The organism is Pseudarthrobacter sp. Y6, assembly GCF_050156205.1.
Classification (GTDB): Bacteria; Actinomycetota; Actinomycetes; order Actinomycetales; family Micrococcaceae; genus Arthrobacter.
In genome coordinates, this window is the sequence record NZ_CP189574.1 from 1226148 (window position 1) to 1242201 (window position 16054).

The 16054-nt window shown below is 65.1% G+C and carries 14 protein-coding genes and 2 pseudogenes; 6 read left to right on the forward strand and 10 right to left on the reverse strand.

Features of this window, described 5'->3' with window-relative positions; all coding sequences use genetic code 11:
* Positions 1–39 precede the first annotated feature (39 nt).
* Positions 40–1095, forward strand: a complete 1056-nt coding sequence (locus ACQCSW_RS05895) for a 2,3-butanediol dehydrogenase (RefSeq protein ID WP_426989917.1) — start codon at positions 40–42, stop codon at positions 1093–1095.
* A 193-nt stretch (positions 1096–1288) separates the two neighbouring features.
* Here ACQCSW_RS05895 and ACQCSW_RS05900 read toward each other — a convergent pair whose 3' ends face one another.
* Positions 1289–2131, reverse strand: a complete 843-nt coding sequence (locus tag ACQCSW_RS05900) for a DUF3883 domain-containing protein (protein WP_426989918.1) — start codon at positions 2129–2131, stop codon at positions 1289–1291.
* Positions 2132–2439: 308 nt separating this feature from the next.
* On the opposite strand from ACQCSW_RS05900, the gene ACQCSW_RS05905 reads away from it, so the two are divergent.
* Positions 2440–2991 carry a hypothetical protein gene (locus tag ACQCSW_RS05905; protein WP_426989919.1) on the forward strand — a complete coding sequence of 184 codons (552 nt, stop codon included), beginning with the start codon at positions 2440–2442 and terminating at the stop codon, positions 2989–2991.
* A gap of 96 nt (positions 2992–3087) precedes the next feature.
* Here ACQCSW_RS05905 and ACQCSW_RS05910 read toward each other — a convergent pair whose 3' ends face one another.
* The 8 genes and pseudogenes from ACQCSW_RS05910 to ACQCSW_RS05945 form a co-directional block, all read right to left on the reverse strand.
* Positions 3088–4272 (reverse strand): cation:proton antiporter, encoded by a 1185-nt coding sequence (locus ACQCSW_RS05910; protein ID WP_426989920.1) that lies wholly within the window; start codon positions 4270–4272, stop codon positions 3088–3090.
* Positions 4273–4311: 39 nt separating this feature from the next.
* The gene (locus ACQCSW_RS05915; RefSeq protein WP_160678194.1) at positions 4312–4707 is read right to left on the reverse strand and encodes a hypothetical protein; all 396 of its coding nucleotides are present in this window, start codon (positions 4705–4707) and stop codon (positions 4312–4314) included.
* Complete coding sequence (locus tag ACQCSW_RS05920; RefSeq protein WP_426989921.1) at positions 4700–5272, reverse strand: SRPBCC family protein; 573 nt, start codon at positions 5270–5272, stop codon at positions 4700–4702. The genes ACQCSW_RS05915 and ACQCSW_RS05920 overlap by 8 nt, the downstream gene beginning before the upstream one ends.
* Before the next feature lie 208 nt (positions 5273–5480).
* A pseudogene (locus ACQCSW_RS05925) lies at positions 5481–6275 on the reverse strand (alkaline phosphatase D family protein); the annotation flags it as partial.
* Positions 6274–7035 carry an alpha/beta fold hydrolase gene (locus ACQCSW_RS05930; RefSeq protein ID WP_426989922.1) on the reverse strand — a complete coding sequence of 254 codons (762 nt, stop codon included), beginning with the start codon at positions 7033–7035 and terminating at the stop codon, positions 6274–6276. The pseudogene ACQCSW_RS05925 and the gene ACQCSW_RS05930, both read right to left, overlap by 2 nt.
* A gap of 118 nt (positions 7036–7153) precedes the next feature.
* Positions 7154–7603 carry a DUF4383 domain-containing protein gene (locus ACQCSW_RS05935; protein WP_426989923.1) on the reverse strand — a complete coding sequence of 150 codons (450 nt, stop codon included), beginning with the start codon at positions 7601–7603 and terminating at the stop codon, positions 7154–7156.
* Between the two features lie 177 nt (positions 7604–7780).
* On the reverse strand, positions 7781–8275 hold the full coding sequence (locus ACQCSW_RS05940) for a GNAT family N-acetyltransferase (RefSeq protein ID WP_426989924.1): 495 nt from the start codon (positions 8273–8275) through the stop codon (positions 7781–7783).
* Positions 8272–9141: a ribokinase gene (locus ACQCSW_RS05945; RefSeq protein ID WP_426989925.1), complete on the reverse strand. Its 870-nt coding sequence runs from the start codon at positions 9139–9141 to the stop codon at positions 8272–8274. Before ACQCSW_RS05945 ends, ACQCSW_RS05940 begins: the two co-directional genes overlap by 4 nt.
* Positions 9142–9285: 144 nt before the next feature.
* Here ACQCSW_RS05945 and ACQCSW_RS05950 point away from each other — a divergent pair, with 144 nt between their 5' ends.
* On the forward strand, positions 9286–10707 hold the full coding sequence (locus ACQCSW_RS05950) for an MFS transporter (protein ID WP_426989926.1): 1422 nt from the start codon (positions 9286–9288) through the stop codon (positions 10705–10707).
* A 32-nt stretch (positions 10708–10739) separates the two neighbouring features.
* Positions 10740–11747 carry a nucleoside hydrolase gene (locus ACQCSW_RS05955; RefSeq protein WP_426989927.1) on the forward strand — a complete coding sequence of 336 codons (1008 nt, stop codon included), beginning with the start codon at positions 10740–10742 and terminating at the stop codon, positions 11745–11747.
* A gap of 698 nt (positions 11748–12445) precedes the next feature.
* On the opposite strand, the gene ACQCSW_RS05960 is transcribed toward ACQCSW_RS05955, so the two are convergent.
* Positions 12446–12970, reverse strand: coding sequence for a hypothetical protein (locus tag ACQCSW_RS05960; protein WP_426989929.1), 525 nt, complete (start codon positions 12968–12970; stop codon positions 12446–12448).
* Between the two features lie 1324 nt (positions 12971–14294).
* Here ACQCSW_RS05960 and ACQCSW_RS05965 point away from each other — a divergent pair.
* Together ACQCSW_RS05965 and ACQCSW_RS05970 are read left to right on the forward strand one after the other, a co-directional pair.
* Positions 14295–14792 (forward strand): annotated as a pseudogene (locus ACQCSW_RS05965) (nucleoside hydrolase); the annotation flags it as partial.
* Positions 14793–14797: 5 nt separating this feature from the next.
* Entirely contained in the window at positions 14798–16039 is a 1242-nt protein-coding gene (locus tag ACQCSW_RS05970; RefSeq protein ID WP_426989930.1) for a S8 family serine peptidase, read from the forward strand.
* Positions 16040–16054 lie beyond the last annotated feature (15 nt).

A 16054-nucleotide genomic window follows, 5' to 3' on the forward strand; every position in this document is an offset into this window, starting at 1 on the left:
GGTTGAGCTTGTCGAAACCGTTCAATGAGGAGGACCATCATGAAAGCAGCACGTTTCCATGGCAGGAAAGACATCCGGATCGAGGATGTGCCGGAGCCGGAGCTCCGCGCCGGGACCGTCAAGATCGACGTCGCCTGGTGCGGCATCTGCGGAACCGACCTGCACGAGTACCTCGAAGGCCCCATCTTCGTCCCCGCCCCGGGTCATGCCCACCCGCTCTCGGGGGAGGAGGCTCCGGTGACTTTGGGCCACGAGTTCTCCGGGACTGTCTCTGAAGTCGGCGATGGGGTGACGGGCTTAGCGAAGGGGGACAACGTCGTCGTCGAACCCTATTTTGTCTGCGACGAATGCGATTCCTGTCAGGCGGGCAATTACCACCTGTGCCGCAAGATGGGGTTCATCGGGCTCTCCGGCGGCGGGGGAGGTCTAAGCGAGAAAATCGTGGTGGACGCCCGGTGGGTGCATCCCATCGGGGACATCCCGCTGGATGAGGCGGCCCTGATCGAGCCGCTGTCCGTGGCGCACCATGCGGTGGCGCGCAGCGGCGTGAAGGCGGGCGACGTGGCACTGGTGGGCGGTTCGGGTCCGATCGGGCTGCTCACCGCGGCCGTCCTCAAGGGCATGGGCGTGACCACGATCGTCAGTGAGCTGACGCTGGCCCGCAAGGAGAAGGCGGTTTCCAGCGGCGTGGCGGACCATGTGCTGGACCCCAGCAAGGAGGACGTCCCGGCGCGCGTGCTGGAACTCACCGGCGGTACCGGGGCGGCCGTCGCCTTCGAATGCGCGGGCGTGAACGCGGTGCTGGACACCATGCTCGACGCCGTCCGGCCGGCGGGCGTGGTGGTCAACGTGTCCATCTGGGGAGCGCCGGCCACGGTGGACATGCAGAAGCTGGTGCTGAAGGAAATCGACCTGCGCGGGACCATTGGGTACGTCCGGGACCATGCCGCGGCCATCAAACTGGTGCAGGAAGGCAAGGTGGATTTGAAGCCGTTCATCACCGGAAGGATCGCGCTGGAGGATCTGGTGGAGCAAGGATTCGACACCCTGATCAACCACAAGGAGACGGCGGTGAAGGTGCTGGTGCACCCTTAAGGGTGCTCGGTGGTGCGTTATTGAAGGCAGTTTCGGAGAGTGCTCATGCTGATCACTTGCGGCCACGCCGTTACCAACAGACCAGTTGATTGCTTGCACACAGGCCTGAGCTCGACGCCATACCGCCCTCGTCGAGGACTTTGCTGTCCGGGCTGGCACCGGCAGCCGACGGCGGGGGCGGCGCGCCCCGTCGTTATGTGGCGTCGCCGGGAAGCGTCCAATCGAAGTCACGCGGACGAAGGTCCTTGTCGTCGGGATCGAAGGCAAGAATCCTGAAGGTCCCCGCCTCAGGATCCACTATCCCGTCCGGCAGGAATCTCATTCCGGACCAAACTCCCAGCCAGCATCGTCCCGGATGGTGGCGGGCGTGATCGACTTCATTGCGCGTCACGATGACCGAGTCACCTCTGCTCTGGGTACCTTTCGCTTCAAGATAGATCCGCTCGCCACCCCTATCCGCTTCGGCGTCGTAGGGACGATTCTGCCGGGTGTCTGTGACGGTCCAGCCACCGTCCCGGTAGTAGCGCATCAAACGTTCCTGGGCAGCGTCCTCAATGGCTTTGCGGACCTCGGCGTCCATTTGCAGTCCTTGGCCCCGTTCACCGGGCCGATCCCACGCCTCAGGCAGGTCCGGGTCTGCTTGAGGCGTGGGATCAGCCTCAGGGTCCGGGCCATACAAAATTGCGGTCCTGCTGCGGGGTGTGTATTCGACCCGCGTTTCGATCAGGGCCTCGTGAATGGAATGTCCGGCCGCCAGGACGCGGCCGATGAGAGCTTTCTTTGGTCTCCCTGTGTTGCCTGCCAGGAGCTCGTGACCCGGGTCGTCGAGCTCCGCGATCAGCACTACCCGGCCTTGGTAGTTGAGCGCTGCCCAGCGCTCGCCGGCGATGCGGCCCGCGTCCAGGTACCAGTCTCCGCGATTGTGCGCCCAGAGTTGCTCCGGTGTTGCGTCGGGGTCATAACCGTACCAATCGCGTCCAAGAGGATCATCGCTCTCTGCATTTTGTCGGTCGATGAGCCTGATGTTGATGACCATGAATCCAGTATCGCCGACGGACGGTAGCGAACTGTGCAGGACTGCGTGTGGAATCCTGCAGCGTCGATGACCTAGCCAACTGCTCGCACTTGCCTGATTCACCACTACGAGAGGCAGGGTGCCTTGCTTATGGTGTGCAGTTGACGAAGGGAATCTTCCCGTATTTGTCTCTGAAGGCCGTTGCCGGTGGATGTGATGGAGGTGCAGACGAGTTCGGAGCCGACCACGGGGGAGGCCGGGTTTTTGTAGTCCACCTTGATTTCAGGCCTGTCATACTTCAAATGGGCGCGGCGGCGGATGATGGAGGCATGCAAAGGGTCATCGGTTGGCTGACGGCAGCGGTTATCACCACGCTCATCTTCGGCAGTGTCTATGTCTCCCTCCAGCAGCTCGGCCGCCGCTCAGCGGATGCTGCACCGGCGGCTGCCGCTGCGGCACAGGTCCAGCTGATTGGTTCGGAGCCGCCGGGGGCGCCGCGGCTGGAACTAGGCCCCGACAGCGGAGTCTTCATTATCGTCTATGGGGAGGACGACAAGCCGACATCCGGGACGGTTGCCCTCCACGGGTCACTTCCAGTTCTTCCCGCCGGCGTGCTTCGGGCGGCAAGAACTTCCGGATCCGACGCTGTGACATGGCAGCCGGAGCCGGGCCTGCGGATGGCGGTCGTCGCACGCCCGGCGGCGGGCAAAGTCGTCGTCGCCGGACAATCATTGACGCCCTTTGAGGACCGGGACCGGATGGTCCTGCTGTTCCTGTCAGCCGGTTGGCTGGGCAGCTTGGTTGTCCTTGCTACCGGCTACGCTGCCATTGTCTTCTTTGCCCACCGTTCGCTCCAAAGCCCTCGCCGACCGGTTCCCTAGGGTCCGGGCGCACCGGCATTGGCCCCTTTCTCATCCCTTCCACTGAGGTTGCTGCGGTTCCTCCGTGGGTAGACTCAACCCTGGGCCTTGGGTGAGCTACGCAGCCACGGCCGGTCCGCCCTCGGATGGCTTGTCTGCCGGCGCCGGGGCGGGCTGGGTAAACGTGCGGGCGGCCCGTGAGCCCGCGATGGTGCTCGCCCCGATGCTGATGAGGGCCCCGAGGATAATGGCCGCGGCTTCTCCCGGTTCCAGCAAATGCAATTGGGAGCCGATAGTGGCGGCGGCAACCGGCACTCCCAGCTGGGAGGCCGCCAGCACCGCGAGCGGCAGGGGCTGGCCGAGTAGCCGCAGGCTTCCATGCACCAGCAAGGTTCCCAGGCCAAGGCAAATCCCGAGGAGAATCATGCTGGGGCTTCCCGCAAGGGTGCGCAGGTCAAGCGATGCGCCCAGCCATACGAAGAACACCGGCCCTAGAAAGCCATCGCTGACGGCGAAGAGTTGATGAGCCAGTCGCCGGGGTTCGCCCACCGCTGCGACCACCAGGCCGAAGGAGAACCCGGCCAGCATGATGGACACGTGGCCCGCGACGGCAAGCCCGGAGAGCGCGAAGAGCAAGGCAAGCTGGATCCTGAGCTCCAGGGCGAACTTCCGGTCCTCGGACACGTCATGCATCCGTCTGCGCGTGCCGCTGTGCTCCAGCCAGCGAAGGACAAAGAACAGGACCGCAGCGCATGCCGCGACGACGGCTGCCCCGACGGCTGCCCTCGGCGCATTGGGTGGGTCGACAGCAAGCGGAAGCGCCACAATGCAGGCGATGTCCGCTACCGCCACTTGCGCCGTCGTCGTCAGGACCTTTGGTCCCGTCAGCCGCAGCGAATCGACGATCGGCAGGACCAAGGCTGCCGAAGAGGAAGCGAGCAGAACGATGTAGAGGGGAGCATGTCCGGTGGCAAAGGCAAAGGCAATGACGATTCCGACGGCGGCAGCCAACACTGCGGCGATGCCGGCACGAAGCGCGCCCGCGCCCAGTGCCGGTCGGATGGCTTCGTCCCGCATGGGGACATGAGTCCCGGCCACGAACATGACGAGGGCGAACCCGACGTCGGCCACAAAGGTGAACGTGGGATCCGAGGAGTCCACCAGTCCCAGACCCGTGCGGCCGATGGCGATACCAGCCAGCAACTGCCCCAGCACCACGGGAAGGTGCCATTTCTGGGGTAGCGCCAGCAGCGGACCGAGGAGCGCGACCGCGGCGATCATCGAAAGCTGAAAGAACGACACGCCCCTCCTTCTACCGGCGTTGCGGTTCGTTTGCGGTGGTTAGCGGGGCGCGTCAGCCAGTTTGAGTGGAATGTCGGTGTTTTCGTCCGTGTAGTAGCTTGCGCACACCCGGTGGTAGCCATCGGCCACCTGCGCGGGAATCCCCCTGGCCAAGTCACCCCTGACCATCAGGATGGGCGAGAGCTTCTTGCCTTCCTTGATCTTCTTCAGGTCCGATGCCACGTGGGCGTTGTCCTCAGGTAGCAGCACCAGCCCCGCGGCCCGCAGAATGTCCTTTGCCTTGCGATGTTGGATGGGGGCGACCGTGAGAGACGCAACAACGGTGGCAACGACGTCGTCGGATTCAAGTAAAGACAGATAGTCCGCCGCGCCCGGATAATCTTGCTCCTCCGGCTGCGGCAACCAGCGGACCTCGCCCCTGTTTTCGTCAGGCATGTGTCGTACTCCTTGGCCAGCGGTAGCGGCCTGCAAACGTGGGCGGCGCCGGCCGGGGGATCTTGGAGAGGTCCGCACCAGGGCGCCGTCGTCGTAATTCAAGGGCGAGAGCTTCCTGACCGCGGGCCATCGCCCAACGGTGGTTCGCGGAAAAGGCGGGCTTGAGCAGCCAGCTCAGCCGCCGGACCAGCGGCTTCGACGGGCTGACCCGCCAGTCGTACGTGATCACGGTTTCCGGCCCGTCCTGTTCGAAAGTCCAGCGCCCCGTACCGTTCAAGTCACCGTGCGCTGAGATTGCGAAGCCTTGCTCCGTAATGGGCTCGGTGACCGTGAACCTCCAGCGCAGGGTGTACGGCAGCCAACCCTTGGTGTGTAGGGAAAATGCCTTTCCCGTGCCGTCCGCGTACCCCGGATCCAATTGTAGGACGGTCAAATACACCGAGGGCCACCAGCGGGCCAACGTCCCGGCATCGCCCAAAACATCCATGACTTCACGAGGGGTCCCCGCAACGCGCCAGACGGTCAAGAATTCGTAGTCAGTACTGCTCTTGGAATTGCCGCCCATTGCTGCCTTTCCACGGCGCGGATGGATAGTGAACTCATGCTGTCACACCTGCGCCGTGCCTGGCCATGGGCACAACAACCCGTCGGGAAAGTGGCCGGAGGGCTGGCACAGCACGCGCGTTACCGAATCCTCGCTCGCCGCGGGAGATGGAACCCCCGGTGGGTTTCGACAGGCCTAACCACCCGGGGTTTCGACGGTTTCGACAGGCTCAACCACCGATAAGCCCCGGCACCCCGTCCTGGATGGCGAAGGAGGCCTTCGTGCTGACGGGGGAGCCCGGCGTCGTGACGTAGTCCAGGACCCGTAAGTCCGCGGTCATCGCATCTTTGGTGATCTTGGTGTTCACGTAGCCGCGGTTGTCGTTGTAGAACTTCAGGTGCGGGTTCCAGGCCATGGTCGGGTCCGTGGTGGAGCCGGTGCCGTTGCCGGTTGACGTGATGGAGGTGCACACGAGTTCCGAGCCCACCACCGGGGAGGCCGGGTCCTTGTAGTTCACCTTGAGGTCGTTGGCCCAGTTGCGGTGCACGTCGCCGGTAAGGACCACGGCGTTGCGGACGTTGGCGTCCACCCAGCCCTGGGTGATGCGGCGGCGCGATGCGGCGTAGCCGTCCCACCCGTCCATGGAGACGTCGTCGATCTCCGGTGCCTTATCCCTGTCCCGCTCGGCAAAGAACACCTGCTGGCCCAGGATGTCCCGGCGCTGGGTGGAGTTCTTGAACCCGTCCAGCAGCCACGTCTCCTGCTCGGCGCCGGTGATGGTGCGGTCCTCGGCCAGTCGCTCGGTGACGTTCTTCTTCCAGCCGTCGCCGGCGAGCTGGTCGTCGCGGTACTGCCGGGTGTCCATCATGTGGAAGTTGGCCAGCTGGCCCCACCGGATGGTGCGGTAGATCTTCATGTCGAACCCGGCCGGCACGGACGAGGCCCGCAGCGGCATGTTCTCGTAGTACGCCTGGAACGCGGCGGCCCGGCGCTGCCGGAACCGCTCGGTGGTGTCGTTCAGCTCACATCTGAACCGCCCGCTCCCAGTGCCCGCGCAGCAACCCAGCCAGCCGTTCTGGCTCGATCCGGTGCGGGGGATCGAAGTGGTGGCGGTCCGGGAACACCTCAAGGCGGAAGTCCAGGAAGACCGTGGCCAGGCGGTCTGCCACCTCGCCGTAGTCGTCCGGGTTGCTCAGGCCGCCGAGGACGAAGAGCACCGGCTTCTCGAAGGCGGCGAGCCGTGCCCGGCTAAGGTCGTAACTCTTGAACGTCTCCAGAAACGCCTTAATGCCGGGCGGTCGCTTGGCCATCCACGGCGGCGGGGGACCGGGCGGCGGTGGCGGGAGGACGACGTCGGGCTTCACTCCCAGCCTCATGAAGACGGCCATGAACTGCTCGGGCGGCAGTGCTTCCAGCTGTTCGTACTGCTTCCAGAGTTCTCCGTGGGCGGGGCTCCAGTCCCAGTTCCCGGCCCACACAGCTTCCAGCAGGGTCAGGCTGAGTAGGCGCCCGGGGTGTTTGGCGGCGAAGGCCAGCGCCGCGGCGCCGCCGCCCGAGTAGCCCACCAGGTGGAACGTCTCCCAGCCGCGTTCGCGGGCTTCGCGGAGGACGCCGTCGATCTCGGTGTCCAGGCTCCAGCCCGGCGGGGGATCGTCGCCCGCGTAGAGTTCCAGGTCCTTGGCGACGGCGTGGACGTCCGGTCCCAACGCCTCAATCAGAGCACCGTAGGCGGGCTGGGCGGGGAGCACGCTCCCGGGAAGAAGGATGACCCGAATTGGTTCCATGGCTGGATGTTACGCCGGGGCGGCGCAATCGGGAACAGCAATGGCCCCGGCAGCAGCAGAAGCTGCGGCCGGGGCCATTTGTCATGCTTGGTGAGCGGGTTACCGCCGGGGAAATGCCTTAGGCGCGTGCCTTGTGGCCCTTGGTCAGGATCAGGGCCAGGGCCACCATGCCGACGCCGAGCAGCAGGTGCAGGACGTTGTCGAAGCCGTTCAGCGGCACGAAGTTGCCAACCGAATCCTGGGGGATGACCAGGCCGTAGACGAACAGGACCAGGTAGATGATGCCGCCGTAGAGGAGGAAGGAACGGGCGCCGGCGGCGGTCCTGGCCAGGGCAATTCCTGCTGCGCCGAAGAGCAGGTGGACAATGTTGTGCAGGACCGACACCTGGAAGAGGCCCAGCAGGACGGCCTCGGATTCGTGGCCGGCGAAGTGCAGCTGGTCGAAGTTGCCCGTGATGCCCGGAACGAAGCCCAGGATGCCGACCAGCAGGAACACGGCGCCGACAACCATCGATGCCTTCTGGACGATGGTGCGGGCTGCCGTGCGGTTACTCATGTGTGTAGTCATGGTGATCTCCTGAATGCGATATGTGTTTATGGATGAGCGGGTTTCTCTTTACCTGCTAACCCAAAGGGTTATGCCAGCTATTCGGGCGGTATCGCATGTCGGATGGGTTTATTGGGAAAAGTCTTTTGGAATTCATAAGGTGAGCGCCGCCCTGATGGCGCGTGCCGCCGTCGTGCCTTACAGCCCCAGCCGGAAGACCCACAGCAGCACGTCCTCGCCCGGCACGTACCAGTCCCGCTCGGGTGCGCGCCGGAAGCCCAGCGACTCGTAGAGGCCGTGGGCGCGTTCCATGAACGTAGCGCTGGTGATGCTGATGGCCTGGATGCCGGGCAGCGACCGGGCGTGGTCCACCACCTTGCGGACCACCGCGCGCCCCACGCCGCCGCCCTGGCACGTCGGGTCCACGGCGAGCATCCGGAATTCCAGTTCCGCGTCGGTGGCGATTTCGCTGTACGGCTGGCCGGCAAAGGTCAGCGTCACCGCCGCCACCACCTTCCCGGAGGCCTCCGCCACCCACACCTCGGCATGCTCCGCCCGGTGGTCCACGTCCTCCAGGACGCTCATGTACGGGTGGTCCGCCGTGAAATGGCCGGCGCGGAGGTACGCGTCGCGCGTGATCCGCCGGACGTCCGGAAAGTCCGACGGCGTCGCCCGCCTGAACGCGACGCTCACCGTGCGCCGTCCCCGGCGGCCGCGGTCCGCTCGACGTAATGGCTCAGCTGTGCCAACTCCGGCTGGGAGGAAGGATCGCCCACGGCGTCCGCACCCACCGCGTTGGCCATGGCCAGGGCCCGGGTGTGGTCCAGCCCGTCCCGAAGCGCCAGGACCAGGGCGGCGCAGAACGCGTCGCCGGCGCCGACGGTGTTCGCAACGCTCACGGCCGACGCGGGGGCCTCGGCCACCTTCTTGCCGTGCTCGAGGATGGCCGAGCCGTCCTTGCCGTACGTCACCGCCACCAGCTTCGCGTCGGCGAGGGCAGGGATCAGGGCGTACTCGCTCTCGTTGACGATCACCAGGTCGCAGCGCTCCAGCAGTTCCGCCGGCAGGTCCATGGCCGGCGCAGCGTTCAGCACGAAGTAGCCGGTGGACTTTTTGGCTGCTTCGAGCACCACCGGCAGGCCCACCTCCAGCTGGCACAGCACGGTCTCGTCCGGGCCGAACTCCACCCCGTCCAGGGAGAGGCTGGAGTTGGCGCCCGGGCACACCACAATCTGGTTCTCGCCATCGCGGTCCACCACGATCAGCGCCGTTCCGGTCGCCTCGGGAAGGGCGGCGACGTCCGCGGTGTCGACGCCGGCACTCTTCAGTGCGTCCAGCATCCGCTGCCCCTGCGCGTCGTTGCCCACGGCGCCTACCATGCGGGCACTGCCGCCGAGACGTGCCGCTGCCGCGGCCTGGTTAGCGCCCTTGCCGCCCGGCTGTTCGGAGAGCACGGCGCCGCCGATGGTTTCGCCGGCCGTTGGCAGCCTTTCGGCGGTGGCGATCAGGTCCAGGTTGATGCTGCCGACGACGGTGACGGCAGGAAGTCGATTGCTCATGGGAAGTCCTAACGGGGTGAAGCCGGAAGCGGCCGGATTAGGAAATAGTGTACGGCATGGTTGTACTTGTGCGTCATACATGGTTGTATAACAACTTATATCGCCAACCCCGGGCGATGCCTTGCTCGAACAAAGGAGTTTGATGTGAACACCCCAACACCTGTCACCACCGTGCCGCCCCCGGAAACTCGGGACCAAGCGAAGTTCTCCGGCCGCCGCGCCGCCCTGCTGATCTCCACGCTGATGCTCGGAGTGCTGTCCTTCCAGCTGAACGCCAGCATGGTCACCCCGGCGCTGCCCCAGATCGCAGCGCACTTCGGCCTGAGCGCTGACAGCGCCGCGCCGGTCCAGTCCATGTTCTTCCTCGCCGGCGCCATCGCCGGTCCCGTCATCGGCAGGTGGAGCGACTTCATCGGCCGCCGCGCCGCACTGCTGCTGGTGCTCGGCATTATGGGCGCCGGAACCCTTCTCTGCATCGCCGCCCCGACCCTGCCCCTGCTCATCGCGGGCCGGTTCCTGCAGGGCGTCTCCAGCGCCGTCTTTGCACTCGCCTACATCGTGCTCAGCGAGAACCTGCAGGCCAAGGTCTTCGGCACCTCCGTGGGCATCATCGCCGCCATCAACGGGGGAGTGGGCGGTGTGGACGGCTACGTGGGCGGCCTGATGGCTGAAACCCTCGGCTTCCGGTCCATCTTCGTCGTCGTACTGGTCCTCACGGCTATCGCTGCCGCCTGCATCATCAAAACCGTCCCCGCCGGACGCCCCGCCGGAGTGCGCGGCGCCATGGACTGGTGGGGCGCCGGCTCCCTGTCCGTGTTCCTGGTGTTCATCACCTACTTCGTCTCCGGTGGATCGGCCGCGGGCTGGACAGCGCCGAGCACCCTCGCACTGCTCGCCGGCACGGTTGCCTCCTTCGCCGCCTTCTGGATGATCGAGAAACGGCGCAGCCACCCGCTGATTGCCGTTCACCACCTGCGCTCCCGCCAGGTCTGGCCGGTCATCGCCACCACCGTCCTCACCCTCGCCGGCATCTTCGCCATCATCAACTTCACCGTGGTGCTGCTCAGCCAGGACACCGCCGCCGGCTTCGGGCTGACCGCGTCCGTGTCTGCCCTGCTGTTCCTCACGCCTGCGGCGCTTATCGGCGTCTTTGCGGCCCCGCTCGCCGGCTGGCTGGCCGACCGCCGCGGCTGGATCAAGACCCTCCGGGCCGGCACCGGCCTGAGCCTGGCCTGCGCCATCGTTGCGGCGACGTTCTCGGACAACCATGTGGCCGTCCTGATCGCCATCGCGGCCCTGGGCATCTTCTACAACGGGTTCTTCCTCACCGCCATCAACGGGCTCTCGGTGCTCCTCTCACCCAAGGAGGCCCCGGCTGCCCTGCCCGGCATCAACGGTGCCTCCTTCGGCATCGGGGCGAGCCTCGGCGTCGTCCTCGTGGCGCCCTTCGCCGCGCAGGCCACGGCCGCCGGCTACGCCACCGCCCTCTGGATCTCGGTGGCCATCACGGCCGCCGCGTTCATCGTCAGCCTCTTCGTCGCCGCCCCCAAGGGCGAGACCCTCTGATCCCCACGCCCCGCACCAACGAAAAGAGAACCATGACCACGCCCACCCCCCACCCGTTCTACCTCGACTGCGACACCGGGATCGACGACGCCCTCGCCCTGGCCTACCTGCTCGCCGCCCCCACTGCCCGCGTGGTGGGGATCGGGACGGTCAGCGGCAACGTCAGTGCCGCCGTCGGCGCCCGCAACACCCTGGACCTGCTCCAGCTCGCCGGCCACGCACACATCCCCGTGGCACTCGGGGCCCACCACCCCCAGGCCGGCTCGTTCGGGGGAGGGGCGCCGTGGGTCCACGGGGACAACGGCATCGGCGGGGTCTCGCTTCCTCCTTCTCCTGTGGGGCTGGTGCCTGAAACCGCGGCGCAGATGCTGGTGCGGCTCGCCCACGAACACCCCGGCACGCTGCGGGTGCTCGCCATCGGCCCGCTGACCAACATCGCCGAAGCCCTCCGGCTGGAACCCGCACTGCCCACACTGGTTGAGTCGATCACTGTGATGGGCGGGGCTGCGCTGGCCCCAGGGAACATCACGCCTGTGGCCGAGGCCAACATCCACAACGACCCCGAAGCCGCCGCTCTTGTGCTGGCCGCCGACTGGGACGTGACCCTGGTGCCGCTAGACGTGACCATGGAGTCTGTGTTGGAGGAGCACCACCGGCAGGAGCTGCTTGCCTCTCCCGGTCCTGTGCCGCGGGCGCTGGGGGAGATGCTGGGCTACTACTTCCGGTTCTACGAGGACATCTTCGGCCGGCCCTGCTCCGCCATGCACGATCCGCTGGCGGCCGCGCTCGCGGTGGGCGGCATTAAGGCTTCCTTGGCGCCGGTGGTGCGTGCCGCCGTCGACACCTCTTCCGGGCCGGGCCGCGGGCAGACCGTCTGCGACATGCGCGGCGCCTACGCGGGCTACCCGGCACAGCCGGGCGCGCGCTGCCGGGTGGTGCTGGAAGTGGAGGGCGACTTCGCGCCGCACCTGGTGGAGACGCTGCTGTCGTTCTCTAAAAGTACGACGGCGGCACTCGCCTCCGCGGGTTCGGTCGCCTAACCCCGCCCCACCCCTCGAGTTTTTGTCCAGATACGACGATGCTCCTATAGGCGTCAAACTGACTAATGCGGTTCCATGGGGCCGATGGGAGGGGCCGCCTTGACCGCGGCTAAGCACCTCTCGCCGCTTGGCCCAGGGGGTGTAGAAGGATTCATCCCAACCGGCTAGTTCCAAGCACTGAGAACCAAGCGAAGAAACAGCGCCGACGCCAAAGAGCGCCCAACGAGGCCTGATAGCCGGCCTTGACTGATCAGGCTCAGGCGTAGGGGGTGGTGGTCATCTGCTCCGAGAGCCCGGTGGCTCAGACATAGCCGTGCGGCGGCGAGGCGGAAATTGAGCTCCTCGGCCAAGGCCAAGAAAGCTTGGAGATGTTGAAGCCGCATGCTTGCTGTCCCCCCGTTGAGTGGGCTGGACTCGGGGGCGCCACGGGGGGACATGCGTTCCAGCCCGGTCCGATGGGGCAATCACTGAGGATGCGGCCTGGGTTACGCCCCCCGCTCAGGATTACCTCGGCCTTCCACCCCACCACGCCGGCAAGGCAAACTCGGTTTTTTGCCTGCTGTTGTCGAGCATGGGTGGGCCCCGGAGCCCATAGAATGGGTTCTCCGGGGCCGTGCAGTCCGCAGGTCTGGGGAGATGCTGCGGATTCTTTTGTGGCGGCTGAGCAGGGGTCCTGCCCTACCTCAACAGAGTGTCGACTAACCCGTGATCAGGATGGCCGGCTCGGTGAACCCCGCGAAGGTCAGCGTGTACACGAAGCTGATGCTGGTGCCCGTGATCTCCGCCGTCCAGTTGGGGTTGGGGCAGGTGAAGTCGGCGAGGAACTCCGCGGAGCTCGTTCCCGTCGCGCTCTGCGCAGGCACGATGAGCCGGCCGTTCCTGCTCGACCTGATCACGCTAGATGTGGTCGTGGTCTCGGATTTCGTGAACGGCTCGACGACCTTGCTGTTCGTGCCCGGGTTGTGGCAGACACCGGTGAACGTGCTGGTGACCGCCAACGTCACTGTCGCGTTCGTGTTTCCGACGCCTTCGATCGCGGTGCCAGTACACGTTACGGTGAGGCCGCTGAGGGTACAGACGGGCTCGGCAGCGCCCTTGGCGTAGTGGGCTCCCTGTGGAGCGTTGTCGAAGTTTGTGACCGCCTGTGCCGCAGTCATGCCCGTTGCGAGGGCGAACAGTATTGCCGCGAACAGAGTCAGGACGCGGCGGAGTGATAGCTTCATTTTCAGACTTTCTGCAGATGCCCTGGGCCCCAATACCGAAGGCAGTAATAACAGGAATTTGCGGATCCGGATTTCGCCGGTCCGTGTGTGCTTCGGAAGCCCTCTCAAGCCTCCCGAAAGCCACCCGGCCGCAGCACCCAGATTGATGCGCCTTTCAAATAGGGCGAGCGACCAGCAGCGCCATTGCCTGTGCTGTCCTCGCCACTCAACAGATTAGAGCCGTGTCCGGCTAATTTTTCTTGCTGATATTGGGATTCTTTTCTTTCACTGCAAATGCTGCAAACATGAATCCGCCGATTCCCAGCTCGGGGCGATGTGCATGCCGTCAGAGGCAGGCGACACGGAGGCCTTTGAAACATCACCTCCCATGGCAACATCGTACGTCTGTGCGGCGCATAGCAACATACGGCGGTGCTAACTAGGGGAGCGCTAGAGGCGGCATTAGGTAGGCGTGTTGCCTCACCTTTGCGTGTCTATTTTTCGGGATCAACAAAGGCGGGCTTTCGTCCAGGTCCTCCAGTGACATGAGGGGCTTTAGCCGCACAGTCACATTGCCGGTAGAAGTGCCGCTCCTGCTGGGCAGCTGCCCGCGTTCCTCGTGGTTTACCGAGGTCAGCGACGGGGCGTCCTCAAGCCCGTTCGGCGTTTGCGCTGTCTCGGATCAAGGCGGAGCGTAAGAAGTCCCCGGGAGCGCTAGCTGCCCCGCTTCATTCCGATCCGAGAAAGTTTGAGGCATCGTCCCCAAACATTTGGGGTATTTCTTGGATAAAGATCATCTACCGAAAAAGCGTGCAGTTGGCGCGCAGCGAGCTGCTCCTTCAAGAGATCGCAGATAGCCTCGATGATCCGGGCCGTCGCGATAACCTCGAGCGGTCGGAGGCCCAACGACTGCAGACGATCCTCCATGTGGCCAGCTTCAAGTACCAAGCCTACGAAGACGAAAAGGAGCTTCGGAGTGTGGTGATAGTCAGCGGCGCACGAACACAGGTTAGGCAAATGAACAGGATACGGCGAAGTTGCTCTCCTTCGGTCCACTAGTCCGTTTCGATAATTCCCCTGTCCTGTCGAACAGGTGTAAGCAGTGCGGCTACTCTGGGCTGCCAAAACGAGGCTGTATTCCGCCCAACAGCCCAACCTCCGCCGACTCCACCGCAACCCCCGCGTTCCGGAACTTCTCCGGCTCAGCCGAGTCGGCGCCGTCGTCCGCTACCAGAGTCCAGGGCAACGCAAGCTGCGCTAAAGCATGAAACGGCCGATGATCGTGCTTGGACGAGTCCGCTAGGACCCTGTGGCCCTGCCGTGCCATCAGCTGTTTGAGCCCGGCTGGGACGTGACCCTTGTGCCGCTGGACGTGACCATGACTTCTGTTCTGGAGGAGCACCACCGGCAGGAGCTGCTTGCTTCTCCCGGTCCTGTGCCGCGGGCGCTGGGCGAGATGCTGGGCTACTACTTCCGGTTCTACGAGGGCATCTTCGGCCGGCCCTGCTCCGCGATGCACGATCCGCTGGCGGCGGCGCTCGCGGTGGGCGGGGTTAAGGCCTCTCTGGCGCCGCTGGTGCGTGCCTCCGTCGACACCTCTTCCGGGCCGGGACGAGGGCAGACCATCTGCGACCTGCGCGGCGTGCACATGGATTACCCGGAGCAGCCCGGCGCCCGCTGCCGAGTGGTGCTGGAAGTGGAAGGTGACTTCGCGCCGCACCTGGTGGAGACGCTGCTGTCGTTCTCTGAAAGTACGACGGCGGCACTGGCCGCGGGTGCGGCGGACACCGACACCTTTGGCGCCCTGACCCCTATCCAGCCGGTCCAGGTAGGCGCAAGATAAGCCCTATGAAAAAACTGCTCATCGCCGGTTTCACCGCAGCAATCATGGGGCTTGGCGCCATCACCTTCGCAGCACCGGGCACTGCAGCGCCTCAGTCGTCACACATCGCGGGTCAAATCATGATTAAATTCCGCGACAATGGCGCGGCAGCCGGTGTACTGCACCAGCATGGCCTCAGCGAGGGCACCGGTATCGGCAGCACCGGCGCCCACCTCATCACCGTGCCGGCCGGCAAGGAACTTCAGCTCATCGACGCCCTCAGCCAGAACCCGGCAGTTGAGTACGCCGAGCCGGACCAGCTGGTCTCTGCCGCCTCGGCTGACCAGTACTTCGATCGGCAGTACGCCCTGCAGAACACCGGTCAATCTTTTACCAACACCGCCGGCACCCTGGTTGTGGCCGGGGGCGTAGCGGACGCTGATGTGGACGCCGTCGAAGCGTGGAACGTCACCAGCGGCAGTGGCATCAGGGTTGCTGTGCTCGATTCAGGGGTCACAAACGACAACGACGACATCACACCGAAGGTTGTTGCACGGGCCAACTTTAGTAATGGTGAATCCGGTCAGGACAATTACGGCCACGGCACCCACGTGGCCGGCATTGTTGCCGCCACCGCCAACAACACGATTGGTGTCGCCGGCGTGTGCCCCGGCTGCACCATCCTGGACGGCAAAGTCCTTAACGACAGCGGGGTTGGATCCAGCTCAGGCCTTGCGAACGGTATCAACTGGGCCGTAAGTAACGGTGCCCAGGTGATCAACATGAGCCTCGGAGTGCGGGCGTCTCGCACCCTCGAAACTGCCGTCAATAACGCCTGGAGTAAGGGTGTGGTGCTCGTTGGCGCAGCAGGCAACGGCGGTAACGAGACCAAGATCTACCCAGGCGCATACCCCAACGTCATTGCAGTCGCCGCTACCGACAACACCGACGCCAAAGCATCGTTCTCAACCTACGGAGCCAGCTGGGTGGACGTCGCAGCACCCGGAGTCAATGTCTACTCGACATTCCCGAAGCACACCTTTGTCCTCGGGACGCAGAACAACCGCTCTTTCGGTTACGACGTCGGCAACGGGACCTCAATGTCCTCACCTATCGTCGCTGCAACTGCCGCGCTTGCCTGGAGCTCCCACCCTGGCGCCACGAACACGTCAGTCCGCGCAAATATCGAATCATCCGCGGACCCGATTTCCGGCACTGGCACATACTGGGCGCATGGCCGCGTGAACGCAGACAGGGCCGTCCGGTAGTTTCCGGTCCTTGGG

Coding starts and splice junctions, on each gene's coding strand:
- ACQCSW_RS05895 (WP_426989917.1), top strand. CDS start 40: ATGAAAGCAGCACGTTTCCATGGCAGGAAAGACATCCGGATCGAGGAT.
- ACQCSW_RS05900 (WP_426989918.1), bottom strand. CDS start 2,131: ATGGTCATCAACATCAGGCTCATCGACCGACAAAATGCAGAGAGCGAT.
- ACQCSW_RS05905 (WP_426989919.1), top strand. CDS start 2,440: ATGCAAAGGGTCATCGGTTGGCTGACGGCAGCGGTTATCACCACGCTC.
- ACQCSW_RS05915 (WP_160678194.1), bottom strand. CDS start 4,707: ATGCCTGACGAAAACAGGGGCGAGGTCCGCTGGTTGCCGCAGCCGGAG.
- ACQCSW_RS05920 (WP_426989921.1), bottom strand. CDS start 5,272: ATGGGCGGCAATTCCAAGAGCAGTACTGACTACGAATTCTTGACCGTC.
- ACQCSW_RS05930 (WP_426989922.1), bottom strand. CDS start 7,035: ATGGAACCAATTCGGGTCATCCTTCTTCCCGGGAGCGTGCTCCCCGCC.
- ACQCSW_RS05935 (WP_426989923.1), bottom strand. CDS start 7,603: ATGACTACACACATGAGTAACCGCACGGCAGCCCGCACCATCGTCCAG.
- ACQCSW_RS05945 (WP_426989925.1), bottom strand. CDS start 9,141: ATGAGCAATCGACTTCCTGCCGTCACCGTCGTCGGCAGCATCAACCTG.
- ACQCSW_RS05955 (WP_426989927.1), top strand. CDS start 10,740: ATGACCACGCCCACCCCCCACCCGTTCTACCTCGACTGCGACACCGGG.
- ACQCSW_RS05960 (WP_426989929.1), bottom strand. CDS start 12,970: ATGAAGCTATCACTCCGCCGCGTCCTGACTCTGTTCGCGGCAATACTG.
- ACQCSW_RS05970 (WP_426989930.1), top strand. CDS start 14,798: ATGAAAAAACTGCTCATCGCCGGTTTCACCGCAGCAATCATGGGGCTT.